This window comes from Streptomyces sp. TSRI0281 (assembly GCF_001905125.1).
Lineage (GTDB): Bacteria > Actinomycetota > Actinomycetes > Streptomycetales > Streptomycetaceae > Streptomyces.
Genome location: NZ_LWLE01000001.1, coordinates 793,790 through 815,069, shown reverse-complemented (window position 1 = coordinate 815,069; position 21,280 = coordinate 793,790). Strand labels below are relative to the sequence as shown.

The 21,280-nt window shown below is 71.8% G+C and carries 21 protein-coding genes and 1 tRNA gene; 15 read left to right on the top strand and 7 right to left on the bottom strand.

From position 1 onward, the window contains the following. Window positions 1-466: 466 nt before the first annotated feature. Complete coding sequence (locus A6A29_RS03780; RefSeq protein WP_073718979.1) at window positions 467-1,822, bottom strand: sensor histidine kinase; 1,356 nt, start codon at window positions 1,820-1,822, stop codon at window positions 467-469. 421 nt (window positions 1,823-2,243) lie between these two features. Next, window positions 2,244-3,431 carry a sensor histidine kinase gene (locus tag A6A29_RS03775; protein ID WP_073718436.1) on the bottom strand — a complete coding sequence of 396 codons (1,188 nt, stop codon included), beginning with the start codon at window positions 3,429-3,431 and terminating at the stop codon, window positions 2,244-2,246. 175 nt (window positions 3,432-3,606) lie between these two features. Here A6A29_RS03775 and A6A29_RS03770 point away from each other — a divergent pair, with 175 nt between their 5' ends. The 14 genes from A6A29_RS03770 (at window position 3,607) to A6A29_RS03705 (ending at window position 16,490) form a co-directional block, all read left to right on the top strand. Then, complete coding sequence (locus tag A6A29_RS03770; protein WP_073718435.1) at window positions 3,607-4,002, top strand: NADH-quinone oxidoreductase subunit A; 396 nt, start codon at window positions 3,607-3,609, stop codon at window positions 4,000-4,002. Further along, window positions 3,993-4,682 (top strand): NADH-quinone oxidoreductase subunit NuoB, encoded by a 690-nt coding sequence (locus tag A6A29_RS47735; RefSeq protein ID WP_073718434.1) that lies wholly within the window; start codon window positions 3,993-3,995, stop codon window positions 4,680-4,682. The genes A6A29_RS03770 and A6A29_RS47735 overlap by 10 nt, the downstream gene beginning before the upstream one ends. A gap of 167 nt (window positions 4,683-4,849) precedes the next feature. After that, window positions 4,850-6,004, top strand: a complete 1,155-nt coding sequence (locus A6A29_RS03760; RefSeq protein WP_073718978.1) for an NADH-quinone oxidoreductase subunit C — start codon at window positions 4,850-4,852, stop codon at window positions 6,002-6,004. Next, complete coding sequence (locus tag A6A29_RS03755; protein ID WP_073718433.1) at window positions 6,001-6,969, top strand: complex I subunit 1/NuoH family protein; 969 nt, start codon at window positions 6,001-6,003, stop codon at window positions 6,967-6,969. The genes A6A29_RS03760 and A6A29_RS03755 overlap by 4 nt, the downstream gene beginning before the upstream one ends. Beyond that, complete coding sequence (locus tag A6A29_RS03750) at window positions 6,969-7,592, top strand: NuoI/complex I 23 kDa subunit family protein (RefSeq protein WP_073718432.1); 624 nt, start codon at window positions 6,969-6,971, stop codon at window positions 7,590-7,592. Before A6A29_RS03755 ends, A6A29_RS03750 begins: the two co-directional genes overlap by 1 nt. Continuing rightward, window positions 7,589-8,290 (top strand): NADH-quinone oxidoreductase subunit J family protein, encoded by a 702-nt coding sequence (locus A6A29_RS03745; protein ID WP_073718431.1) that lies wholly within the window; start codon window positions 7,589-7,591, stop codon window positions 8,288-8,290. The genes A6A29_RS03750 and A6A29_RS03745 overlap by 4 nt, the downstream gene beginning before the upstream one ends. Next, window positions 8,290-8,715, top strand: a complete 426-nt coding sequence (nuoK, locus tag A6A29_RS03740) for an NADH-quinone oxidoreductase subunit NuoK (RefSeq protein ID WP_073718430.1) — start codon at window positions 8,290-8,292, stop codon at window positions 8,713-8,715. The genes A6A29_RS03745 and nuoK overlap by 1 nt, the downstream gene beginning before the upstream one ends. After that, window positions 8,712-10,712: an NADH-quinone oxidoreductase subunit 5 family protein gene (locus A6A29_RS03735; RefSeq protein WP_073718429.1), complete on the top strand. Its 2,001-nt coding sequence runs from the start codon at window positions 8,712-8,714 to the stop codon at window positions 10,710-10,712. The genes nuoK and A6A29_RS03735 overlap by 4 nt, the downstream gene beginning before the upstream one ends. A gap of 27 nt (window positions 10,713-10,739) precedes the next feature. After that, window positions 10,740-12,305: a complex I subunit 4 family protein gene (locus A6A29_RS03730; RefSeq protein WP_073718976.1), complete on the top strand. Its 1,566-nt coding sequence runs from the start codon at window positions 10,740-10,742 to the stop codon at window positions 12,303-12,305. Further along, on the top strand, window positions 12,302-13,984 hold the full coding sequence (locus tag A6A29_RS03725; RefSeq protein ID WP_079182555.1) for an NADH-quinone oxidoreductase subunit N: 1,683 nt from the start codon (window positions 12,302-12,304) through the stop codon (window positions 13,982-13,984). The genes A6A29_RS03730 and A6A29_RS03725 overlap by 4 nt, the downstream gene beginning before the upstream one ends. A 126-nt stretch (window positions 13,985-14,110) precedes the next feature. Next, window positions 14,111-14,572 (top strand): MscL family protein, encoded by a 462-nt coding sequence (locus A6A29_RS03720; protein ID WP_073718428.1) that lies wholly within the window; start codon window positions 14,111-14,113, stop codon window positions 14,570-14,572. 307 nt (window positions 14,573-14,879) lie between these two features. Then, window positions 14,880-15,743, top strand: coding sequence for a zinc metalloprotease HtpX (gene htpX, locus A6A29_RS03715; protein ID WP_073718427.1), 864 nt, complete (start codon window positions 14,880-14,882; stop codon window positions 15,741-15,743). Beyond that, window positions 15,740-16,132, top strand: coding sequence for a YccF domain-containing protein (locus A6A29_RS03710; RefSeq protein ID WP_073718426.1), 393 nt, complete (start codon window positions 15,740-15,742; stop codon window positions 16,130-16,132). The genes htpX and A6A29_RS03710 overlap by 4 nt, the downstream gene beginning before the upstream one ends. 85 nt (window positions 16,133-16,217) lie before the next feature. Beyond that, window positions 16,218-16,490, top strand: coding sequence for a GlsB/YeaQ/YmgE family stress response membrane protein (locus A6A29_RS03705; protein WP_073718425.1), 273 nt, complete (start codon window positions 16,218-16,220; stop codon window positions 16,488-16,490). On the opposite strand, the gene A6A29_RS03700 is transcribed toward A6A29_RS03705, so the two are convergent. From A6A29_RS03700 to A6A29_RS03690, 3 genes are all read right to left on the bottom strand, one after another. Continuing rightward, window positions 16,473-17,195, bottom strand: coding sequence for an alpha-ketoglutarate-dependent dioxygenase AlkB family protein (locus A6A29_RS03700; RefSeq protein WP_338012858.1), 723 nt, complete (start codon window positions 17,193-17,195; stop codon window positions 16,473-16,475). The two genes, A6A29_RS03705 and A6A29_RS03700, sit on opposite strands and share 18 nt — an antisense overlap. 231 nt (window positions 17,196-17,426) lie before the next feature. Beyond that, complete coding sequence (locus A6A29_RS03695; RefSeq protein WP_079182554.1) at window positions 17,427-18,032, bottom strand: methylated-DNA--[protein]-cysteine S-methyltransferase; 606 nt, start codon at window positions 18,030-18,032, stop codon at window positions 17,427-17,429. Between the two features lie 242 nt (window positions 18,033-18,274). Beyond that, window positions 18,275-18,763, bottom strand: coding sequence for a YajQ family cyclic di-GMP-binding protein (locus A6A29_RS03690; RefSeq protein ID WP_073718424.1), 489 nt, complete (start codon window positions 18,761-18,763; stop codon window positions 18,275-18,277). 328 nt (window positions 18,764-19,091) lie between these two features. Here A6A29_RS03690 and A6A29_RS03685 point away from each other — a divergent pair. Beyond that, window positions 19,092-19,173, top strand: a tRNA-Tyr gene (locus A6A29_RS03685). Window positions 19,174-19,271: 98 nt separating this feature from the next. On the opposite strand, the gene A6A29_RS03680 is transcribed toward A6A29_RS03685, so the two are convergent. Beyond that, window positions 19,272-19,928 carry an SDR family oxidoreductase gene (locus tag A6A29_RS03680; RefSeq protein ID WP_073718423.1) on the bottom strand — a complete coding sequence of 219 codons (657 nt, stop codon included), beginning with the start codon at window positions 19,926-19,928 and terminating at the stop codon, window positions 19,272-19,274. Window positions 19,929-19,962: 34 nt separating this feature from the next. Next, window positions 19,963-21,261 carry an amidohydrolase family protein gene (locus A6A29_RS03675; protein WP_073718422.1) on the bottom strand — a complete coding sequence of 433 codons (1,299 nt, stop codon included), beginning with the start codon at window positions 21,259-21,261 and terminating at the stop codon, window positions 19,963-19,965. Window positions 21,262-21,280: the final 19 nt, after the last annotated feature.

Genomic DNA, 21,280 nt, shown 5'->3' with positions numbered 1-21,280 from the left:
TCGCCCCCAGCATCCCAGGGCCGGCGCGTGGATGGGGCGGCGCCCGGAACGGGGGGTACGACTTGGAGAGGTTTCCCCGATTCAGGGCTGGGCACTCAGCGTCACGGGAAAGTCACCGCAAGGTGTGGTGTCGCCCGCCGGGCCGGTCTTCGCGCCGGTCACGGGGCCGTCGTCGGTCGCGCCAGGAGGGCTGCCGTCGGCCTCGTGACGCGTACGCCGGATCGCCCCGCACGCGTACGCGTACGGCGGCGCAGCAACGACCCGATGGCCACCTGGAGGATCGCCCCGCTCGCGCACGCGTACGCCGGATCGCCCCGCCCCCGGAGCGGGTGTCCGGGGGCGGGGCGATGGGCGAAGAGACCGGGGGCCGGCGGCCGTGGACCCTGAGGCGCGGAAGCCGGGGCGCGCGGGACCCGGCGGTCGCGCGCGGGGAGCCCACGGACGGTGCGGGCGGTGCGGGCGGGGCTCAGCCGCGCCAGGGCAGCTCGGCCGTGACCGTGGTGGGGCCACCCGCCGGGGAGTCGACCACGAGGATGCCGTCCACCGCGTCGAGCCGTTCCGTCAGACCGGCCAGACCACTGCCCGCCGTGACATCGGCGCCGCCCCGTCCGTCGTCGGTGACCTGGAGCATCAGCCGGTCCGCCGTGTGCCACACGTCCACCGTGGCCCGGGTCGCGCCGGCGTGCTTGCTCACGTTCTGCAGGAGCTCCGAGACCGTGAAGTACGCGATGCCCTCGATGGCCTGGGCGGGCCGGGAATCCAGGTCCACCTCGACCTTCACCGGGACGGTGCAGCGGGAGGCGATGGCGGAGAGCGCGGCGTCGAGACCGCGGTCGGTGAGCACGGCGGGGTGGATGCCTCGCGCCAGGTCACGCAGTTCCTGGAGGGCGACCTTGACCTCGCCGTGGGCCTCGTCGACCATGCGGGCGGCGGCCTCGGGGTCGTCGGTCAGCTTCTCCTTCGCCAGGCCCAGATCCATCGCGAGGGCGACGAGGCGGGCCTGTGCGCCGTCGTGGAGGTCGCGTTCGATGCGGCGCAGGTCGGCCGCCGCGGTGTCCACGACCACGCCCCGGTCCGACTCCAGCTCGGAGACCCGGCTGGCCAGCCGGGACGGGCCCAGCAGGCCGGAGACCATCAGCCCGTCCACGGTCACCAGACCCCGGTTGATCCAGGGCGAGACCAGGACCAGGGCCAGTCCGATCGCGCTGGTCACGGCCAGGTCGAAGGGGGAGTCGAGGTAGACCTGATGGGTGCCGTCGCCGTACAGCTGGACGCCGTCGACCCCTGTGTACGTCGGGAAGACCCAGTGCCACAGCGGATACGTGAACGCCGTCCACCCGAGCGACCAGAACGTGATGGCCACGCAGAAGGCGAAGACCGCCCACGGGAAGTGCAGCAGCGAGTAGAGCAGGTGCCGCCAGGACACGCCGCTCTTCAGGACCGCGCCGACCCACGACATCATGCCGCCGGTCTTCCCCCGCACCGGTGCGGGGTCCGCCACGTCCAGCTTCAGCAGCCCGCGCGCCCGGCCCCGCTCCATCGCGCCGAAGCCCCGGCACATCGTCAGCCCCACCGCGAGGATCGGAATGCCGAGGAAGGTGATCAGCATGCCGACGCCCAGCGTGGTCATGGTGAGCGAGAAGGCGAACAGCACCGTGCTGATCGGCATGCTCAGCACCAGGTAGAGGAGCTCGCGCCAGGCCCGCGCCTCCAGCGGCGCACGCAGCGCGGCCGGGAGGAAGTGCTTGCCCGGGGGGCGGTCCCCAACACCGGAGCCGGACCTCTGGTGGTCCCGCGTGTCCGGTCCGTATGCCGTGGCCATGAGTTCCGTCCGTTCCATGTCTGCCGCAGCGGCTCGTTCTCCGCGGGCTGTGCTTTTACCGGCTGTGAACAAGAGTGCGCGCCCGCCGGGGCTTCGCACCATGAGGACGGTCTCCGTATCCGGCCGGGGGTTTTCCCCACCCCCCTGCGCCGGGAAGCGTGCCTGGATGTGCCCCTCGGGGCGCCCGGATCTGCTGTCCCCGGGCGGCCGTATGTGCGCCCGGCGCGCCCGGACGCGCCGCCCGGGGTGTGCGCGTATGTGTCGTCCAGCGCACCAGGACAGTGTCGCCCCGTGCGGCCGGAGAGCGTCAAGGCGCCCCTTCGCCGGCTCCGTACGGTCGCGGGCGTCAGGGCGCCTTCGCCGGCTCCGTACGGTCGCGGGCGTCAGGGCGCCTTCGCCGGCTCCGTACGGTCGGCGGGCGTCAGGGCCCCTTCGCCGGCTCCGTACGGTCGCGCCAGGGCAGCTCCGCGGTGACGGTCGTCGGCCCGCCCACCGGAGAGTCCAGGACGAACAGGCCGTCCACCGCCCCCAGCCGTTCCGCGAGACCCGCCATGCCCGTACCGCCGTCCATCCGCGCACCGCCGGACCCGTCGTCCCGCACCTGGATCAGCAGCCGGTCGCTGGAGCGCCACACATCGACGGACGCCGAACGGGCCCCGCTGTGCTTGCTGACGTTCTGCAGGAGCTCCGAGACCGTGAAGTACGCGCTGCCCTCGATGGCCTGGGCGGGCCGGGAATCCAGGTCCACCGACACCTTCACGGGCACGGTGCAGCGGGAGGCGATGGCGGAGAGCGCGGCGTCGAGTCCGCGGTCGGTGAGGATCGCGGGGTGGATGCCGCGGGCGAGGTCGCGCAGTTCCTGGAGGGCGACCTTGACCTCGCCGTGGGCCTCGTCGACCATGCGGGCGGCGGCCTCGGGGTCGTCGGTCAGCTTCTCCTTCGCCAGGCCGAGGCCCATGGCGAGGGCGACGAGGCGGGCCTGTGCGCCGTCGTGGAGGTCGCGTTCGATGCGGCGCAGGTCGGCTGCCGCGGTGTCCACGACCACGCCCCGGTCCGACTCCAGCTCCGCGATCCTGCGCTCCAGCTCGTCCGAGGGCGAGAGCAGCCCCCGCACCATCGCCCGGTCCGCGTTGGCCAGGGTCCGCACGATGAACGGGAGCACCGGCCAGAGCACGAACAGGCCCGCCAGCGTCACCGTGAACGTCACGACGCCCCACGGCAGCCGGATGAACGAGAACAGCAACGTCCGCCAGGCCACCGGATCCTTCAGCCCCGACCACAGCCAGGGCAGGAACCCCTCCTCCCGGCGGCCGCGTGCGAGCGGGCTCGGCTCGTCGATGTGCAGCCCGAGCAGCGACCGCGCCAGACCCCGCTCCGCCCGGCCGAGCAGCCGCGCGCCGTGCAGCCCGAGGACGAGCAGCGGCAGACCGATCACCGTGATGGAAAGCCCCATGCCGACACCGAGCATGAACATGGTGTAAACAAAGCCGACAATCGCCATGGGCAGGTTGGTCAGGAGATACGCGATCTCCTTCCAGGTCCACCGGTCGAAGGCGAAACGCGCGGGCGGCGGCCGGTCGGTGTCCGGCACAGGGGGGCTCATGGTCATGCCACCACCCTGCCGGGCCGGACCCGCGCACGCCATGGGGTACGTGGGTGGGACGAAGTAGGGATAACCCCACCTGTCGCCCGACGCGGCTGCTTACCACTTCTTTAACAGGGCCTAGACTCCCGTGCGTACAGATGGGGCCGGACAGGCGTGTGCGAGGGAGCGAGGGGCGGACGTGGAAACCGAATCGACCGTTCTCGCGTCGGAGTACTTCCGGAGCTATTCAGTGGTCGGACTGCTCGCCCTGATCGGCGTGCTGTTCGTCGCCGTCGCCTTCGGGGCCGGCCGACTGCTCAGGCCCGTGGTCCCGACGCCGGAGAAACTCCTCACCTACGAGTGCGGGGTGGACCCCGTCGGGGAGGGGTGGGCGCACACGCAGGTGCGCTATTACGTCTATGCCTTCCTGTACGTGATCTTCGCCGTCGACTCGATCTTTCTCTTTCCCTGGGCGACGGTATTCGCGGCACCCGGATACGGCGCGACGACGCTGGTGGAAATGTTCATTTTCCTCGGCTTCCTGGCCGTGGGACTGCTCTACGCATGGAAGAAGGGCGTCCTCGAATGGGCGTGACGAGCCGGCCGACTCCCGAACCGCAGCCCGAGCCGCAGCCCGGCCTCGCGCCCCAGCCGGTCGCGCCGCAGCCCGGCCTCGCGCCGCAACCGGTCGCGCTGCCGGAGCCGAAGCGGCTCGGTGTGCTCTCCCGGCTCGCTCCCGAACCGATGAAGGTGGTCCTCAACTGGGGCCGCCGCTACAGCCTCTGGGTCTTCAACTTCGGACTAGCCTGCTGCGCCATCGAGTTCATCGCCGCCTCCATGGCCCGCCACGACTTCATCCGGCTCGGAGTGATCCCGTTCGCGCCGGGCCCCCGGCAGGCCGACCTCATGATCGTTTCCGGCACGGTGACGGACAAGATGGCCCCGGCCGTGAAGCGCCTCTACGAACAGATGCCCGAGCCGAAGTACGTCATCTCCTTCGGCGCCTGCTCCAACTGCGGCGGCCCCTACTGGGACTCGTACTCCGTCACGAAGGGCGTCGACCAGATCATCCCGGTCGATGTGTACGTACCCGGCTGCCCGCCCCGGCCCGAAGCGCTGCTCCAGGGCATCCTGAAGCTCCAGGAGAAGATCGCCCGCGAGTCGCTCGCCGAGCGGTACGCGCCCGAGGGCGACGGCCCCGGCCGCCCGTCCACCGCCGCCCTGCGCAGCGGACTGGTCGCGGGCCCCACCGCGCCGGGAGAGGGGCAGAAGTGACCACTCCCGACGCGACTCCCGAGGGCACTCCCGAACCCGCTCCCGACTCCGGCGCGGCCCCGGCTCCCGACTCCGCCCCGGGCTCTTCCCCCGCTCCGGGCTCTTCCCCTGCCCCGGGCTCTTCCACCGCTTCGGTCCCGACCGCGGCCGAGGACGCGTACGACCGGTTGCCGGACGCCGTCACCGAGATCTTCGGCGCGGACGCCACGGCCGGGCGCGCCTACGACCTGCTGACCGTCGACGTCCCCGCCACCAACTGGATCGGCGCCCTCGAAACGGCCCGCGACCGGCTGGGCTGCGGCTACTTCGACTGGCTCAGCGCCGTCGACGAACCGGGCATCGGCTTCCGCGTCTGCGCCCACGTCGCCGCCCTGCGAGCCGGTACGGTCCGGCGCCTCCTGGTCCGTACGACCGTCCCGCACGAGGCCGCCACGCTGCCCAGCGCCATCGACGTCTACGCGGGTGCCGCCTGGCACGAGCGCGAGACCCACGAGATGTTCGGCGTCGCCTTCGAGGGCCATCCGCACCTCGTTCCGCTCCTGCTGCCCGAAGGCTTCGAGGGCCACCCGCTGCGCAAGGACTTCGTCCTGGCCGCCCGGGTCGCCAAGGCGTGGCCGGGCGCCAAGGAGCCGGGCGAGTCGGAGCACGGCGGCCCCAAGCGCCGCACCATGCTGCCGCCCGGCGTCCCCGACCCGAACGAATGGGGTCCGCTGAAGGGCACGCTCCCGGATGCCCCGGCCCGCCCGGCCCGAGGCGCCCGCGCCGCGGGCGGCGACCGCCCGGTGCGCCGCGCCCGCAGCGTGAGCGAGGGCTCGGCGGGTCAGCGCACGACGCCGGACGCGCCCGGTGCGGCCGACCCGACGGGCACGCCCGCGGAGCCCCCGACCCCGGCCGCCGCCCGGCCGAGGCGTTCGCGCAGCGTGTCCGAGGGCTCGGCGAGCCAGCAGCGCGAGACCACGCCGCCGGCACCCGCGCCGGAGCCGGAGCCGGGCCCGCCCGCACCGGCACCTGCACCGGCACCCGCGTCGGCGCCGAAGCCGGAGCCGGTACCGGACCCGGACAGCACGGCGAGCGCACCGGCGCCCGAGCCCGCCCCCGAGTCCCAGCGCTCACCGCGACCGCCCCGCAGCACGGACGCTCCCTGGCACGATGCCCGCCCCGCGTTCGACCCTGCCGCGCCCACGGACTCCACCGCCGCCCCCGAGCGGGTCACTGACGCCGAGGCCGAGTCGGCCGATACCCCCGAGCGGGCCACCGACCCCGACGCCGGCACCGACGCCGATACCCGACCCGACCGTCCTGCCGGAGGCGATACCGCGTGAACGACGTACTCGACGTCGCCCTCCGGCTCGTCATCGTCTTCGCCGTGTTCATGGTCGTCCCACTCGTCGTGGGCCAGACCGAGCACAAGGTGATGGCCCATATGCAGGGCCGCCTCGGCCCCATGTACGCGGGCGGCTTCCACGGCTGGGCCCAGCTCGTCGCGGACGGGGTGAAGTTCGCGCAGAAGGAGGACGTGGTCCCGGCGGCGGCCGACCGCCGCGTCTTCCAGCTCGCGCCCGCCGTCGCGCTCCTCCCGTACCTCCTCGTCCTCGTCGCCATCCCGATCGGCCCCGGTGAGGGCGCGGTCGGCCAGGTCGTCGACGCGGGCATCTTCTTCGTACTCGCCGTGATGGGCATCGGCGTGCTCGGCTCGCTGATGGCCGGATGGGCGTCGGCCAACAAGTACTCGCTGCTCGGCGGGTTGCGTACCGCCGCCCAGCTGCTCGCGTACGAACTGCCGATGCTCCTCGCCGCCGCCTCCGTGGCCATGGCGGCGGGCACCGTCTCGCTCCCCGGCATCCTCAACGCCTTCGAGTGGTGGTGGCTGCCCTGGCAGATCGTCGGAGCCCTGGTCTTCTTCGTGGCCGGACTCGCCGAACTCCAGCGCCCCCCGTTCGACATGCCCGTCGCCGATTCCGAGATCATCTTCGGCGCGTACACCGAGTACACCGGTCTGCGCTTCGCGCTGTTCCTCCTGGCCGAGTACGCGGGCATCGTCGTCCTGGGCGCCCTGACCACCGTCCTGTTCCTCGGCGGCTGGCACGGACCGCTCGGGGCCGACGGACTCGGCTGGGTCTGGACCCTCCTCAAGACCGGCATCCTCGCGTTCGTCGTCATCTGGCTGCGCGTCAGCTATCCCCGGCTGCGCGAGGATCAGCTGCAGAAGCTCGCCTGGACCACGCTCATTCCGCTCGCTCTCGCGCAGATCGCGCTCACCGGCATCGTGAAGGTGGCGATCAACTAGTGCCTCCGATCCCTGGCTCCGGCCTGGCCAAGGGCCTCGCCGTGACTCTGCGCACGATGACGAAGAAGACCGTCACCGCGCAGTACCCGGATGTACAGCCCGACCTGCCGCCCCGCAGCCGCGGCGTCATCGGCCTGTTCGAGGAGAACTGCACGGTCTGCATGCTCTGCGCCCGTGAGTGCCCCGACTGGTGCATCTACATCGACTCCCACAAGGAGACGGTGCCCGCCGCGGCCCCGGGAGGCCGCGAACGCAGCCGCAACGTCCTGGACCGCTTCGCGATCGACTTCTCGCTCTGTATGTACTGCGGTATTTGCATCGAGGTCTGCCCTTTCGACGCGCTGTTCTGGTCACCGGAGTTCGAGTACGCCGAGACGGACATCCACGAACTCACCCACGAGCGGGACAAGCTCCGCGAGTGGATGTGGACCGTGCCGGAGCCGCCCGCGCTCGACCCGGGGGCCGAGGAGCCGAAGGAGATCGCGGCGGCCCGCAAGACCGCGGAGAAGCTGGAGGCGCAGAGCGCCCAACGCGCCCAGGAAGCACGGGAGGCGCAGGAAGCCCGGGCGGCCCAGGAAGCGCGCGACGCTGAGCAGCCACCGACGCAGGAGGGGGACCAGTGACCCTCGCCGCCACGACCACCGCTCTCACCACCGCCGCGGGCCACCCCGGTTTCCTCTCCCCGACCGGTGTCGAGATCGCCTTCCTCCTGGTCGGCCTCGCCACCTTCGGCGCGGCGCTCATCACCGTCACGACCAAGCAGCTGGTGCATGCCGCCCTCTGGCTGGTCGTGGCGCTCGGCGGACTCGCCGTCGAATACCTCCTGCTCACCGCGGAGTTCATCGCCTGGGTCCAGGTCCTGATCTACGTGGGTTCCGTCGTCGTCCTCCTCCTCTTCGGACTGATGCTCACCAGAGCGCCCATCGGCCGTTCCCCCGACGCCGACTCCGGCAACCGGTGGATCGCGCTCGGTGTGGCCGCGGCCGCCGCGGCGGCCCTCGTCTGGGTCGTCGTGGACGCCTTCCGCACCACCTGGATCGACCTGGACGGACCGGCCCGGGGCTCCACCGAAGCGACGGGCGAGTTCCTCTTCCGGCACTGGGTGCTGCCGTTCGAAGCACTGTCGGTCCTGCTGCTCGCGGCCCTGGTCGGGGCGATCGTCCTGTCCCGCAAGAACCAGCCGCCCGCGCAGGCCGGGAAGTCCGCGCAGGCCGGAAAGTCCCCGCAGGCCGGAAAGCCCGCGCAGGCCGGAAAGCCCGCGCAGAGCGGGCCGCCCGCGAAGAACCGGCCGTCGACCAGGAGCCGAGAGGACAAGAGCTGATGCACCTCGCCTATCCCGCCGTGCTCGCCGTCCTCCTCTTCTGCACCGGGCTGTACGGAGTACTCGCCCGCCGCAACGCGATCCTCGTCCTGATGTCCGTCGAGCTGATGCTCAACGCCGTCAACCTCAACCTCGTCGCCTTCGACGTCTGGCTCCGCGACGCCCTGCACTCCGGCCAGGCCCTCACCCTCTTCACCATCGCCATCGCCGCGGCCGAGATCGGCATCGGCCTGGCGATCGTCCTCGCCGTCTACCGCAACCGCGGCAGCTCCGACGTCGACCGCCTCCGCGACACCGCCGAGACCGACGCCGCCGAATCACTCCCCGACGACGGCACCGGCACAAGCGCCGACGCGGGTACCGAAGACGCAGACCAGGCCACTGCTCCGGCAGGGAAGGCAAAGAAGGCAGAGGCCACCGCGTGACCACCACGACGCTTGCCGCCCTCGTCCCCCTCCTTCCCTTCCTTGGCGCGGTCGCCGGCCTCCTCCTCGGCCGCACCGCCCCCGGTTACGTACGCCCCCTCGCGCTCCTCCCCACCCTCACCGCGGCCGTCATCGCCGTCATCGTCGCCGCCCGCCAGGGCGGCGGCCGGGCCATCGACGCCGCGACCCAGCTGACCCCCACCGGCTCGGTCCCCATCGACCTCGCCCTGCACCTCGACGGCTTCGCCGTCCTCGTCGCCGTCCTCGTCGGCCTCGTCGCGACCTGTGTGCAGATCTACTCGACGGCCTACCTGCGCGACGACCCCCGCTACCCCTCGTACGCGGCCCTCGTCTCCCTCTTCACCGCCGCGATGCTCCTCGTCGTCTACTCCGGCGACCTGATGGTGCTCCTGGTCGGCTGGGAGATCATGGGCATCTGCTCGTACTTCCTCGTCGGCCACTACTGGGAGACACCCGAAGCACGCGCCGCTTCCCTCAAGGCGTTCCTGGTCACCAAGCTCGGCGACGTCCCCTTCCTCATCGGCCTGTTCGCCCTCGCCGCCGACACCGGCACCTTCCGGATCACCGGAATCCTCGGCGCCGTGGCGAACGGCGGTCTCGACCACCCCACCCTCATCGCCCTGCTGCTTCTCGCGGGCGTCGCGGGCAAGTCCGCACAGTTCCCCCTGCACACCTGGCTGCCCGACGCGATGGCCGGTCCCACGCCCGTCTCCGCGCTCATCCACGCCGCGACGATGGTCGCCGCCGGTATCTACTTCGTGGCCCGGCTCCTCCCCGTCTTCGCCGCCTCCGGCGCGGCCCTCGTCGTCCTCGCCGTGATGGCCGCCGTCACGATGATCGGCTCGGGCCTCGCCGCCCTCGCCCAGGACGACATCAAGCGCGTCCTCGCCTACTCGACCATCGGCCAGCTCGGCTACATGTCCGGTGCCCTCGCCGTCGGGGACCGCGGTGCCGCCGTCTTCCACCTCCTGTCGCACGGTGCGTTCAAAGCGGTCCTCTTCCTTGCCGCGGGCGTCGTCATCCACGCCGCCGGGACGAACTCACTGGCCGTCATGTCCCGCATGAGCGGCCTCCCCAAGCGCATCCCGGACGCCTACTGGACGATGACCGTCGCGCTCCTCGCCCTCGCGGCGATCCCGCCGTTCGCCGGCTTCTTCTCCAAGGAAGCCGTACTCGTCGCCGCCGAACACACCGCCTTCGGCGACCGCGACGTCGCCCCGGCCGCCGCGGGCTGGACGATCCTCGTCGCCGGACTCGTCGCCGCCGTCCTCACCGCCGCGTACGCCGTGCGCCTGTGGCTCCTCGCCTTCCGGGGCCGCGGTGCCGAGGCCCCGGAGCACGGCAGGCAGCCCGTCGCCATGACCTCGGTCCTGTGGATCCTCGCCGTCCCCACCATCGCCTTCGGACTCGCCGTCGGCACGATCGGCGACTGGTTCGACGGCCACGCCCTCACCCCCTCCCTCGCCACGGCCGTGCTCTCCACCGGCGTCGGCCTCATCGGCGGACTGGTCACCTACGGCGCCTGGCGGCACACCACGGCCCTCGCCGCCCGTACCCCGATGGGCGCCGTCGTCGCCCACCCCGACGCCGAACCCGCCCTCGTCGAAGTCGAGGCGATGACCGCGCACACCGCCGCCTACGGCCACCACGGGGACGCTCCCGACCCCGCCGACCCCGGCCGCCTGCTGCTCGGCCCGCTGCACCGCCACGCGGCCGCCGGCTTCCACCTCGACGCCCTGTACGCGGCCCTGTTCGTCCGCCCCGTACTGGGCGCCGCCCGCGTCGTCCGCTTCCTGGACCGCGAGGTCGTCGACACCTACGTACGCGGCTCCGGCACCGGCGCACGCTGGCTCGGCACCGCGGTCCGCCGCGCCCAGACCGGCAACGTGCAGACCTACCTCAGCGCACTGCTCGCCGGTTCCCTTGTCCTGGCGATCGCCGCCGTCGTTTTTGCCAACGTCAACGCCGGGTCGTGAGCCGTGATCGATATCAGCGAATCCGTGATGCAGTTCCTTCTCGCGTTCATCGTCGTCGGCCCGCTCCTCGGGGCCGCCGCGGCCCTTCTCCCCGCCCCGCCCGGACTGCGCGGCAGGAACCCCGACCAGGCCGTGCTCCGCCACGGAGTGACCGTCACCGGCGTCATCCTCATCGCCGCGATCGTCCTGGCCGTCGGCTTCGACCATGACCACCCGTCGAAGATGCAGGCCACCACCGACATCAGCTGGATCCCGGCGCTCGACGTCCGCATCCATCTCGGCATCGACGGCATCTCGCTCCCCCTTCTCGTACTCACCGCGCTCCTGACCTTCCTCTGCGCGGTGTACAGCTACTTCAAGATGCCCCCGGGCCCGTCCCCGAAGGCGTTCGTCGCCCTGATCCTCGTGCTGGAGTCCGGCACCCTCGCCACCTTCGCCGTCCTCGACCTGCTGCTGTTCTTCCTCGCCTTCGAGATGGTCCTCATCCCGATGTACTTCCTCATCGCCCGCTGGGGCGGCGACCGGAAGCAGGCCGCCGCCTGGAAGTTCATCCTCTACACACTGCTCGGCTCGGTCGTCATGCTGCTGGGCCTGCTCCTCATCGGACTGAAGAGCGGCACTTTCGACATGGTGGCACTCGCCACTGACAACGGCCGTGGCCTCACCTCGTCCGTGCAGGTCATCGCCGTGCTGGCGATCGGCATCGGCCTCGCCGTGAAGACCCCGATGTGGCCGCTGCACAGCTGGCTCCCCGACGCCCACACGGCCGCCCCGACCGTCGGCTCCGTCCTCCTCGCGGGCGTCATGCTGAAGATGGGAACGTACGGGTTCGTCCGCATCCTGCTCCCCATCACCCCCGACGGGATGCACACCTTCGCGCCCTACCTCGCCGCCTTCGCGGTCGTCGGCATCGTCTACGGGTCCCTCGCCTGCCTCGCGCTGGCCCGCCCCGGGGCCAAGGGCGACCTCAAGCGCCTGATCGCGTACTCCTCGGTCGGCCACATGGGGTTCGTCCTCCTCGGCATCGCGACCATGACCCCCACCGGTGTCAACGGCGCGCTCTTCGCCAACATCGCCCACGGCCTCATCACCGGACTGCTCTTCTTCCTGGTCGGCGCGGTCAAGGACCGTTACGGCACCGCCGACCTCGACACCCTCGCCGGTGCGACCGGAGCCGCTCTCTACGGCCGGGCCCCCCGCCTCGGGGCCCTCCTCGCCTTCGCCGCCGTCGCCTCGCTGGGCCTGCCGGGACTCGCCGGATTCTGGGGCGAAATGCTCACTCTGTTCGGCGCCTTCGATCCCGCCGACGGCCTCAGCCGCCCCGCGTTCCGCACCTTCATGGCCATCGGCGCGTTCGGCACCCTGCTCACCGCCGCGTACATGCTCATCGTCGTACGCCGCGTCTGCATGGGGGAGCACCCCCCGGCCCAGCAGCCCGGAAGCACGCGGCAGCTCGCCGACATCCAGACGTACGAATACGCCGCCTGGACCCCGCTCGCCGCCCTCACCGTCCTCGCCGGACTCTGGCCCGCCGTCCTTCTCGGCCTCACCGACCCGGCCGTGCAGAAGCTCCTCGCAGGAGGCAAGTCGTGACCGCGGACCTCGTGACCACAGCAGCCGGGACCACGCACCTCGCCGCGGGCACAGCAGCCGGAACAGGGGCGGGCGCGGGAGCCGGAAGCGGCGCCCCGGGCCTGCTCGCCACCGCGGCCGACAGCACCCCCAGCCTCGTCCAGTCCATCGACTGGCTCGCCATCGCACCCCCCGCCGTCGTGGCCGCGGTCGCCCTGATCGTCCTCGTCGCCGACCTGTTCGTCCCCGAACACCGCAAGTCGCTCCTCGGGTACGGCACCATCGCCGGGCTCGTCGCCGCACTCGCCCTGCTCATCCCGCTGCGCGCCGGGGACCGCTCCACCTTCTGCGTCACCGACGGCGCCCAGGCATGCAGCTACACCGCCGACCACTTCGCCCTCGTCATCCAGGCCCTTGTGCTCGGCGGCGCCCTGCTCACCGCCCTGCTCTCCCTCGACGACACCCGCAAGCTGCCCGCGGGCGAGTTCTGGTTCCTGCTGCTGTCCTCCGCGGCGGGCGCGGCCCTCCTGCCCGCCGCCCGCGACCTCACCACGCTCGTCGTCGCCCTCGAAGTCGCCTCCCTGCCCGCCTTCGCCCTGGTCGGCATCAAACGCGGCGACCGGCGCTCCTCCGAGGCCGCACTGAAGTTCTTCCTCTCCTCGGTCGTCGCGACCGCCGTGATGCTTCTCGGCGTCAGCTTCGTCTACGCGGCCACCGGCACCATGCACCTCACCGAGATCGCCACCCGCCTCGACGACGTGCCCGGTCAGCTGGACACCCTCGCCAAGGCGGGCGTCGCCCTCACGCTCGTCGGCTTCGCCTTCAAGACGGCCGCCGCGCCCTTCCACTTCTGGGTGCCCGACACCTACGTCGGCGCCCCCCTGCCGATCGCCGCCTACCTCTCCGTCGTCGGCAAGGCCGTCGGGTTCTCCGGCCTCATCCTCGTCACCGTGATCGCGTTCCCCGCCTACGCCGACGTCTGGGGACCGGCCCTCGCCGTCCTCGCCGCGCTCACCATGACCATCGGCAACGTCGCCGCACTGCGCCAGAACGCCACCCGCGCCCGCAGCGCCGTCCGCCTGCTCGCCTGGTCGTCCGTCGCCCAGGCCGGCTATCTCCTGGTCCCGATCGCCGCCGCCGCGTACTCCAGCGACGAACAGATCGGCTCCACCGTCGCGTACGCCCTCATGTACGCCGTCGTGAACCTCGGCGCGTTCGCCGTCGCAGCCCTCGTGGCCCGTACGAGCCCCGGCAACCGGCTCACCGACTACCGCGGCCTGTACGCCACCCGCCCGCTCGCCGCCCTCGCGATGGGCTTCTTCCTGCTCTGCCTGGCCGGTCTGCCGCCCGGCATCATCGGCCTCTTCGCGAAGGTGACCGTCTTCTCCGCCGCCGTCGACGCGGGACTCGGCTGGCTCGCCGTCGTCATGGCCGTCAACGTGGTGATCGCCCTCTACTACTACCTTCAGTGGACAGCGGCCCTCTTCCGCACTCCGGAAGCGGGCGGCGCGTCCGACACCGCCGCGCCCGCCGCCGACAGCACCGAAACGGACAGCGGCAGCGCCCCGGCGCCCGCTCCGCACCGGCTTCGCGCCCCTGCACCCCTGGTCACAGCGATCGTCCTCACCACCCTCGCGGGCGTGGCCCTCTCCGGCGCCCCGCAGTTCGTCCTCAGGTTCGCCGCGGTCAGCCTCTTCTGACCGGCCGGGAACGTCACCCCTGTCGCCCAAGATCGGTTTGCCCACGGCGGCCCCCACAGGGCAGGGTTCATGCCTGCATACGTCACGTAAAGGACGTCACGTAGCGGGCACGGAAGAGGGAAAGCAGTGCTGAACGGGTTCAAAGACTTCATCCTGCGCGGAAACGTCATCTCGATGGCGATCGGGCTCGCCGTGGGAGCAGCCTTCACCGCGGTCGTCACCGGCTTCAGTACCGCGTTCATCACCCCTCTGATCGGCCTCGCCACCGGCTCGGTCGGTGACTTCAGCGCGGCGGAGTTCGCGGTGGAGGGCGCCATCTTCCCGTACGGAAAGTTCCTCGCCGCCGCCATCGCCTTCCTCATCACCGCCGCGGTCCTCTACTTCTGCGTCGTCGTCCCCATGGCCAAGGTCCAGAACCGCTTCACGGCCAAGGCCGACGAGAAGGCCGACATCAAGGCCGCCGTGCGCGACTGCCCCCGCTGCTTCACCGAGATCCCCTCCATCGCCTCCCGCTGCGGACACTGCACCAGCGAGGTCCAGCCCGACCCCGAGGCCCTCGTGCTCGCCGGACTCCCCGCCCAGCGCTGACCCGCTCGGCACCGATCACGCTCGGCGCCGGCCCACCGGCACCGACCTCCTCGGTACCGAACCCGCTTCGGCGCCGCCCCGGCTCACCGCCGGCCCGCCCCACCGCGACACCCGTACGGCCCAGCGGCGGCCCGTACGGGTACGGAGCCCGAACCGGCCGGAACATCCGGACGGGCCCCGCCCTCCGGCCGCGCGCACAAGGGAACTAGCTCTCCTCGCCTGGCGTTGACCAGTACGGGAGGCTCCACTGGAGAGTGGAGCACCACCAAGCAAGGGTTCCCCTGCTGCACCACTTGGAGGGCGTACCGTGCACCGCCGGCACAACGGGCTGAGAACCGCCGTACTCCTCGGGGGCCTGTCCGCACTCATCATCGTCATCGGCAGCTTCTTCGGCCGTACGGGCCTGATCGTCGCGCTCGTCGTAGCGGTCGGCACCAACGCCTACGCGTACTGGAACAGCGACAAGCTGGCCCTCAGGGCCATGCGGGCCCGGCCCGTCAGCGAATTCGAAGCGCCGCAGCTCTACCGCATCGTCCGGGAACTCTCCACCGCGGCCCGGCAGCCCATGCCCCGGCTCTACATCTCCCCGACCCAGGCGCCCAACGCCTTCGCGACCGGCCGCAACCCGCGCAACGCGGCGGTCTGCTGCACCGACGGCATCCTCCAGATCCTCGACGAACGAGAGCTGCGAGGAGTCCTGGGGCACGAGCTCAGCCATGTCTACAACCGCGACATCCTGATCTCGTCCGTCGCCGGAGCCCTGGCCTCCGTCATCATGTTCCTCGTCAACTTCGCCTGGCTGATCCCCATCGGCCGGTCCAACGACGACGAGGGCCCCGGCATCCTGGGCATGATCCTGATCATGATCCTGGGCCCGCTCGCCGCATCGGTCATCCAACTGGCCGTCAGCCGCTCCCGCGAGTACGAGGCCGACGCCTCCGGTGCCCAGCTCACCGGCGACCCCCTCGCACTGGCCGGCGCCCTGCGCAAGCTCGACGCCGGTACGAAGCAGCTTCCGCTGCCCGCCGAACCGAGGATCGAGACCGCGAGCCACATGATGATCGCGAACCCGTTCCGCCCCGGCCGGGGAATGGCCAAGATGTTCTCGACGCACCCGCCGATGGCGGAGCGCATCGCCCGACTCGAGCAGATGGCAGGTCATCGCCCGTGAAGACAATCCTGAATGTCATATGGCTCGTCCTGTGCGGCTTCTGGATGTTCCTCGGCTACATCGCCGCAGGGCTGCTGCTGTGCATCACGATCATCGGCATCCCCTTCGGCCTCGCGGCCTTCCGCATCGGCGTCTACGCCCTGTGGCCCTTCGGGTACACGGTCGTGGACCGCCGGGACGCCGGCGCGCCCTCCTGCGTCGGCAACGTCCTCTGGCTGGTCCTCGCCGGATGGTGGCTCGCACTCGGCCACATCTTCACCGGCATCGCCCTGTGCGTCACCATCATCGGTATCCCGCTCGGCATCGCGAACTTCAAGCTGATCCCGGTCTCGCTCATGCCCTTCGGCAAGGAGATCGTCCGCACCGACCAGCCCTTCGCCACCCGGTAGAACACCCGGACGGGACCACAGGCAACCCTTCGCACGCCCCTGACGTCTTGGATTTCAAGACCAGGCAAGGGGTAGGTGCGGCAGCATGAGCATTATCGGTTGGATCATTCTCGGGCTGCTCGCGGGCGCCATAGCCAAAATCCTGCTGCCGGGCCGGGACCCGGGCGGCATCATCGGCACGACCCTCATCGGCATCGTGGGTGCCTTCGTCGGGGGCTGGCTGTCCAGCCGGTTCCTCGACCGCCCCATCAGCAACGACTTCTATGACACCGCGACATGGGTGGCCGCCGTCGCGGGCTCCCTCGTCCTGCTCATCGCCTACCGGCTGCTCTTCGGCAACTCACGCGAACGGCGTTGACCGCGGCGGGCCGCCCCCGGCGCCCGGCCGCTCATGGAGCCCCGTCTCGCGCAGCGTCACATTGAGCCGGCCGGCCCGCAGTCCCGCCGCCGGGCCGGCCGTCCCCGGGTACACCTTCGGCACCCCGTGGAACGCGAAACGTGATGGTCCGCCGAAGACGAACAGATCCCCGGAGGCCAACTCCACATCGGTGTACGGCCGTCCGCGATCCTGTGTGTTCCCGAACCGGAACACACAGGTGTCGCCCACGCTCAGCGACACCACCGGAGCACCGGAGCGCTCCTCCTTGTCCTGGTGCATGCCCATTTTCGCCGCATCGTCATAGAAGTTGATCAGCGCGGTGTCCGGCGCGAACGAGGCGGCGGCGTCCCCGTCCCCGTACGCCTCCGCCACCGCCGCACGCCCCAGATCGGCCAGCCATGCGGGGAACGGGGCCACGCGCGCCCCGTTCACATCGTCGGCGGTACGCCCGTAGCGGTACGGCTGCCAGTGCCACCCCAGGCACACCGTGCGTACCGACATCACCCCACCCCCCGGCAACACCGTGTGCCGCAACGGAACAGGACCCCGCGCCCACTGACGGCAGGCGGCCACCAACTCCCGTCGGCGGTCCACCGACAGCCACTCCGGCACATGGACGGCGCCCGGTGCGACGACCCGCCGCGACCGGGGGAAGAGGCCGTCGGACGACGACGGCGGATCCACCCGCGGAACCACTCGGACCACCACCTTCAGAACCTCGTACCGCCCTCGCCCCGTCCGCAGCACCGCGCACCGCGCCCCGTCCACCGCGCCCCGTCCACCACGCACCACGCACCACGCACGCGCACCGTCCCCAGGACCGGGACCGGCACAGGGCTCCCGCCACGCCACACGGCTCTCTCCGCCACGCAGGGCACTCAGCGCCCACAGCAAGGGTCTCAGAGCCCCGCCGGCTCAGCGTCGTGGCACCGAGGCACCCTCAAGCCCCAGCAGCCGCTCCTTGCGCTCCAGCCCGCCCGCATAGCCGCGCAGTGCCCCGTCCGCCCCGATCACGCGATGGCACGGGCGTACGACCAGCAGGGGATTGCGCCCGATCGCCGTCCCCACGGCCCGCACCCCCGCGCCGGAGGACCCCACGCGCGCGGCGATCTGGCCGTACGAGACCGTCTCCCCGTACGGGATGGTGTCCAGCGCCTGCCAGACCCGCCGCTGGAACTCCGTACCCACCCCGTCCGCGTACGGGATGTCGAAGCGGGTCAGCCGCCCCGCGAAGTACGCCTCCAACTGCGCGGCGATCCCGGCGAACAGCTCGGGAGCCTGCCGCCAGCCGTCCTGGACGACGGCGCCGCCCTTCTGGCCGGGCAGGGACAGCGACACCAGCGCGACACCACCCGACGGCGCCATGTCCACACCCGAGGTGTCCGAGGCACCGGACGTACCCGACGAATCCGCCGGCGTCCCGGCCTCCGCCCCTCCCGTCCTCGCCGTCCCCGCCGGCGTTTCGCCGACCAGAAGCAGCTCACCCAGCGGGCTGCCGACCTTCGCGTACACCGTCGTCATGACTCGTCATCCTCCTTGCCGGGCGAACCGCGCCCGCGGACCGAAGCCCGTGCGCGCTTCCCGTACCGCCAAGTCTGCGTCTGCCACCCTGCGGGCACTGGCGGAAATCGGACATCGCGTCCCAGGCTTCAGCGGGCCCCGTCCGCCCCCGGGAAACGCCTGCGGGGCGGCCCGCGCCGGCCGGCACGCCCGCCCCGCCCCCACGTCGCCGTGAACCGCGGCGACGGGACCGCTCCGCCCGCCTACCGGTAGTTGGCGAACTGCACCGCGAAATCGAAGTCCTGGCCCTTGAGCAGCGCCTGCACGGCCTGCAGGTCGTCCCGGCTCTTCGAGCTGACCCGCAGCTCGTCGCCCTGGACCAGTGCCTTGACGCCCTTCGGGCCCTCATCGCGAATGATCTTCGCCACCTTCTTGGCGTTCTCCTGGGAGATGCCTTCCTCGATCGTGGCGAAGATCTTGTACTCCTTGCCGGAAAGCTGCGGCTCGCCCGCGTCCAGCGACTTCAGCGAGATGCCGCGCTTGATCAGCTTGGACTGGAAGATGTCGAGGATGGCCTTGACCCGCTCCTCGCCGCTCGCCTCCATCAGGATCTTCTCGCCGGACCACGCGATCGAGGCACCCGTGCCCTTGAAGTCGTAACGCTGGGAGATCTCCTTGGCGGCCTGGTTGAGGGCGTTGTCGACCTCCTGCCGCTCGACCTTCGAGACGATGTCGAAACTGGAGTCGGCCATGACGTGTGGCTCCTTGCGTCGAATGCGTTGTGGATACAGCCCGAAGCCTAAGGGCTGCCCCGTCATCCCCGGTGGGCGCGCGACGCCGGCCACGGCACCTCGCGGCGTCGCCGGAACGCCCGGATACATCCCGTACGCGGATGCCCCCGCCCGGCGGTGCGCCGGGTCCGACGCCGCGCGCCGATCCACCAGGGACGACGGACGGCCCCCGGCCACCGCGGCCCGCCCCGGGTGCCGATCAATCAGGTGGCGGAGCACCCCTGGGCATCGGGTATCGTTTACGTCGTCGCCAAGGAGCACCCCAGTGGGGTTCCGACGCGTCGTTCGAGGCGGTGTGCCCGAGTGGCCAAAGGGAGCAGACTGTAAATCTGCCGGCTCAGCCTACCCAGGTTCGAACCCTGGCGCCGCCACGCGAACAGAGCCCCCGACCAGTACATCTGGTCGGGGGCTCAGTCGTTTCCGCCCGTCCTGTCCGAAGGCTCCCGGCGCGGCCGAGGGGGCGGGAGGGTCAGTTGCCCGCGACGTCCTTCACCGCGACCGTCACCGGCACGTTTCCCGAGATCAGCTCCAGCGTCAGGCCCGCCGTGGCCGGGGTGTCCAGCAGCTCCAGCAGGGCCGCCGCCACATCGTCCCGCGGTACCGGTCCGCGCCCGGTCGACGCGGCCAGCAGGACCTGGCCGGTGCCCGCGTCGTTCATCAGCATTCCCGGGCGCAGGATCGTCCAGTCGAGTGCCGTCCTGGAACGTACGTCCGCGTCGGCGGCACCCTTGGCCCTCAGGTAGGCGTCGAAGACCTCGTTGCCCGGGTGCTCGGGGTCGGCGCCCATCGAGGAGACGACGATGTAGCGCCGTACTCCCGCGAGTTCGGCCCCGTCCGCGAACAGCACCGCCGCGCCGCGGTCCACGGAGTCCTTGCGCTCCAGGCCGCTGTTCGGGCCCGCACCGGCTGCGAAGACCGCCGCGTCGGCGCCGCGCAGGACCTCCGCGGCCTGCTCCACGGAGGCTGATTCGAGGTCCAGTACGACCGGTTCGGCGCCCACCGCTCCGAGATCGGCGCTCTGTTCGGGATTGCGGATGATGCCGACGGCTTCATCGCCGCGTGCGGCGAGCAGACGCTCCAGCCGCAGCGCGATCTGACCATGTCCACCTGCGATGACAATGCGCATACTCACGACCGTACGCCGGAGCGCGGCGGCGCGCTCACGGCCTGCCGCCGGGCGCGGAATCGGGGCGGCCCTGGCGGGGAAGGCCGAGGGCGACGGTCGCCTCGGAGTCGCAGAACTCGCGTACGGCGCTGGTGCGGGCGACCACGCGGCCCCGGTGCACCACGATCCTGCTGTAGGCGAGCGAGAGGACCGCGGCGAGACGCTCCCCGCGCACGGCGAGGAGCTCGGCCGGGAAACCGGCCTCGACCCGGACCTCGGGAAGACCCATGGCCGCTCTGGCGGTGGCCGAGACGGTGTCGTAGGCCTGTTCGGTGCGCAGGCCGTTCTGCGAGGCCAGGAGGTAGGCGGCTTCGAGGGGGTCGCCGCGGCCGACCGGGTTGGCCGCGTCGCGCAGCGCGCCGCTGCCCGCCGCCACACGTACGCCGGCGGCGCGCAGGAGGCGTACGGGGGCGGTTCCGCGGCGTTCCGCGCCGGAGCAGCCGCCCTGGGGGAGGCAGATGACCGTGACCCCGGCGGCGGCGAGCTGGTCGGCGGCCCGGGTGGCGGCTTCGAGCGGGAGCTGGGCGAGGCCGGCGCACGGTCCGACGGAGACGCCGGGGCGGAGTCCGCCGGCCATGGCGGCGAGACGGGCGAGGCGGGCCGGGTCGTCACCGTCGGTGTGCAGGTCGACGGGGCAGCCGTGCTCGGCGGCGATCTCCAGGACGGCTTCGGTGTAGCCGGTGGGGTCGGGGTCGAGGTCGGGGCAGCCGCCGACGACCCCCGCGCCCATTTTCACGGCGTCGCGGAGCATGGCGAGGCCGTCGGCGCCCGCGATGCCGGTGAGGAGACGGGGGACGGCCACGGCGGTGAGGTCGGCGAGCCCGCGCAGTGCCCGTCGGGTCTGGAGGACGGCTTCGAGCGGCGCGAGGCCCTGGACGTCGCCGATGCGGACGTGGGAGCGCAGCGCGGTGGTGCCGTGGCCGAGCTGGAGCAGTGCGGCTTCGGTGGCGCGGCGCTGGATGTCCTCGGTGCGGTGGGAGGCGGGGCCGGGGCCGTCGGGTCCCACGCTGTCGGCGGTGAGCGCGGTGTCGCTGTGGGCGTGGGGCTCGGCGGGCGCCGGGAGCAGGAGGTACCCGCGCAGGTCGACGCGTGGGCCGCGGGTGGTGAGGCTGCCCGCGGTGCCGACGGCTTCGATGCGGCCGCCGCTGAGCCGTACGTCCACGGTGCGGCCGTCGGTGAGCCGGGCGCCGGAGAGCACGAGCGCGGGGGTCTCGGCGGTGAGGGCGTCGGGGGCGGCCGCGTCGGCGCTTTCGGGCGCGTTGTCGTCGGGCCGCCGCGGCTGGCTGTCGGGCATCGCGCTCCTGGGAAGGGGG

Excerpts from the sequence above, each read along its gene's own strand:
- A6A29_RS03705 (WP_073718425.1), top strand. The coding sequence starts at position 16,218 with ATGAGCATTATCGGTTGGATCATTCTCGGGCTGCTCGCGGGCGCCATA.
- A6A29_RS47735 (WP_073718434.1), top strand. The coding sequence starts at position 3,993 with ATGGGCGTGACGAGCCGGCCGACTCCCGAACCGCAGCCCGAGCCGCAG.
- A6A29_RS03680 (WP_073718423.1), bottom strand. The coding sequence starts at position 19,928 with ATGCGCATTGTCATCGCAGGTGGACATGGTCAGATCGCGCTGCGGCTG.
- A6A29_RS03775 (WP_073718436.1), bottom strand. The coding sequence starts at position 3,431 with ATGACCATGAGCCCCCCTGTGCCGGACACCGACCGGCCGCCGCCCGCG.
- A6A29_RS03690 (WP_073718424.1), bottom strand. The coding sequence starts at position 18,763 with ATGGCCGACTCCAGTTTCGACATCGTCTCGAAGGTCGAGCGGCAGGAG.
- nuoK (WP_073718430.1), top strand. The coding sequence starts at position 8,290 with ATGCACCTCGCCTATCCCGCCGTGCTCGCCGTCCTCCTCTTCTGCACC.
- A6A29_RS03675 (WP_073718422.1), bottom strand. The coding sequence starts at position 21,261 with ATGCCCGACAGCCAGCCGCGGCGGCCCGACGACAACGCGCCCGAAAGC.
- A6A29_RS03730 (WP_073718976.1), top strand. The coding sequence starts at position 10,740 with ATGCAGTTCCTTCTCGCGTTCATCGTCGTCGGCCCGCTCCTCGGGGCC.
- A6A29_RS03695 (WP_079182554.1), bottom strand. The coding sequence starts at position 18,032 with ATGACGACGGTGTACGCGAAGGTCGGCAGCCCGCTGGGTGAGCTGCTT.
- A6A29_RS03780 (WP_073718979.1), bottom strand. The coding sequence starts at position 1,822 with ATGGCCACGGCATACGGACCGGACACGCGGGACCACCAGAGGTCCGGC.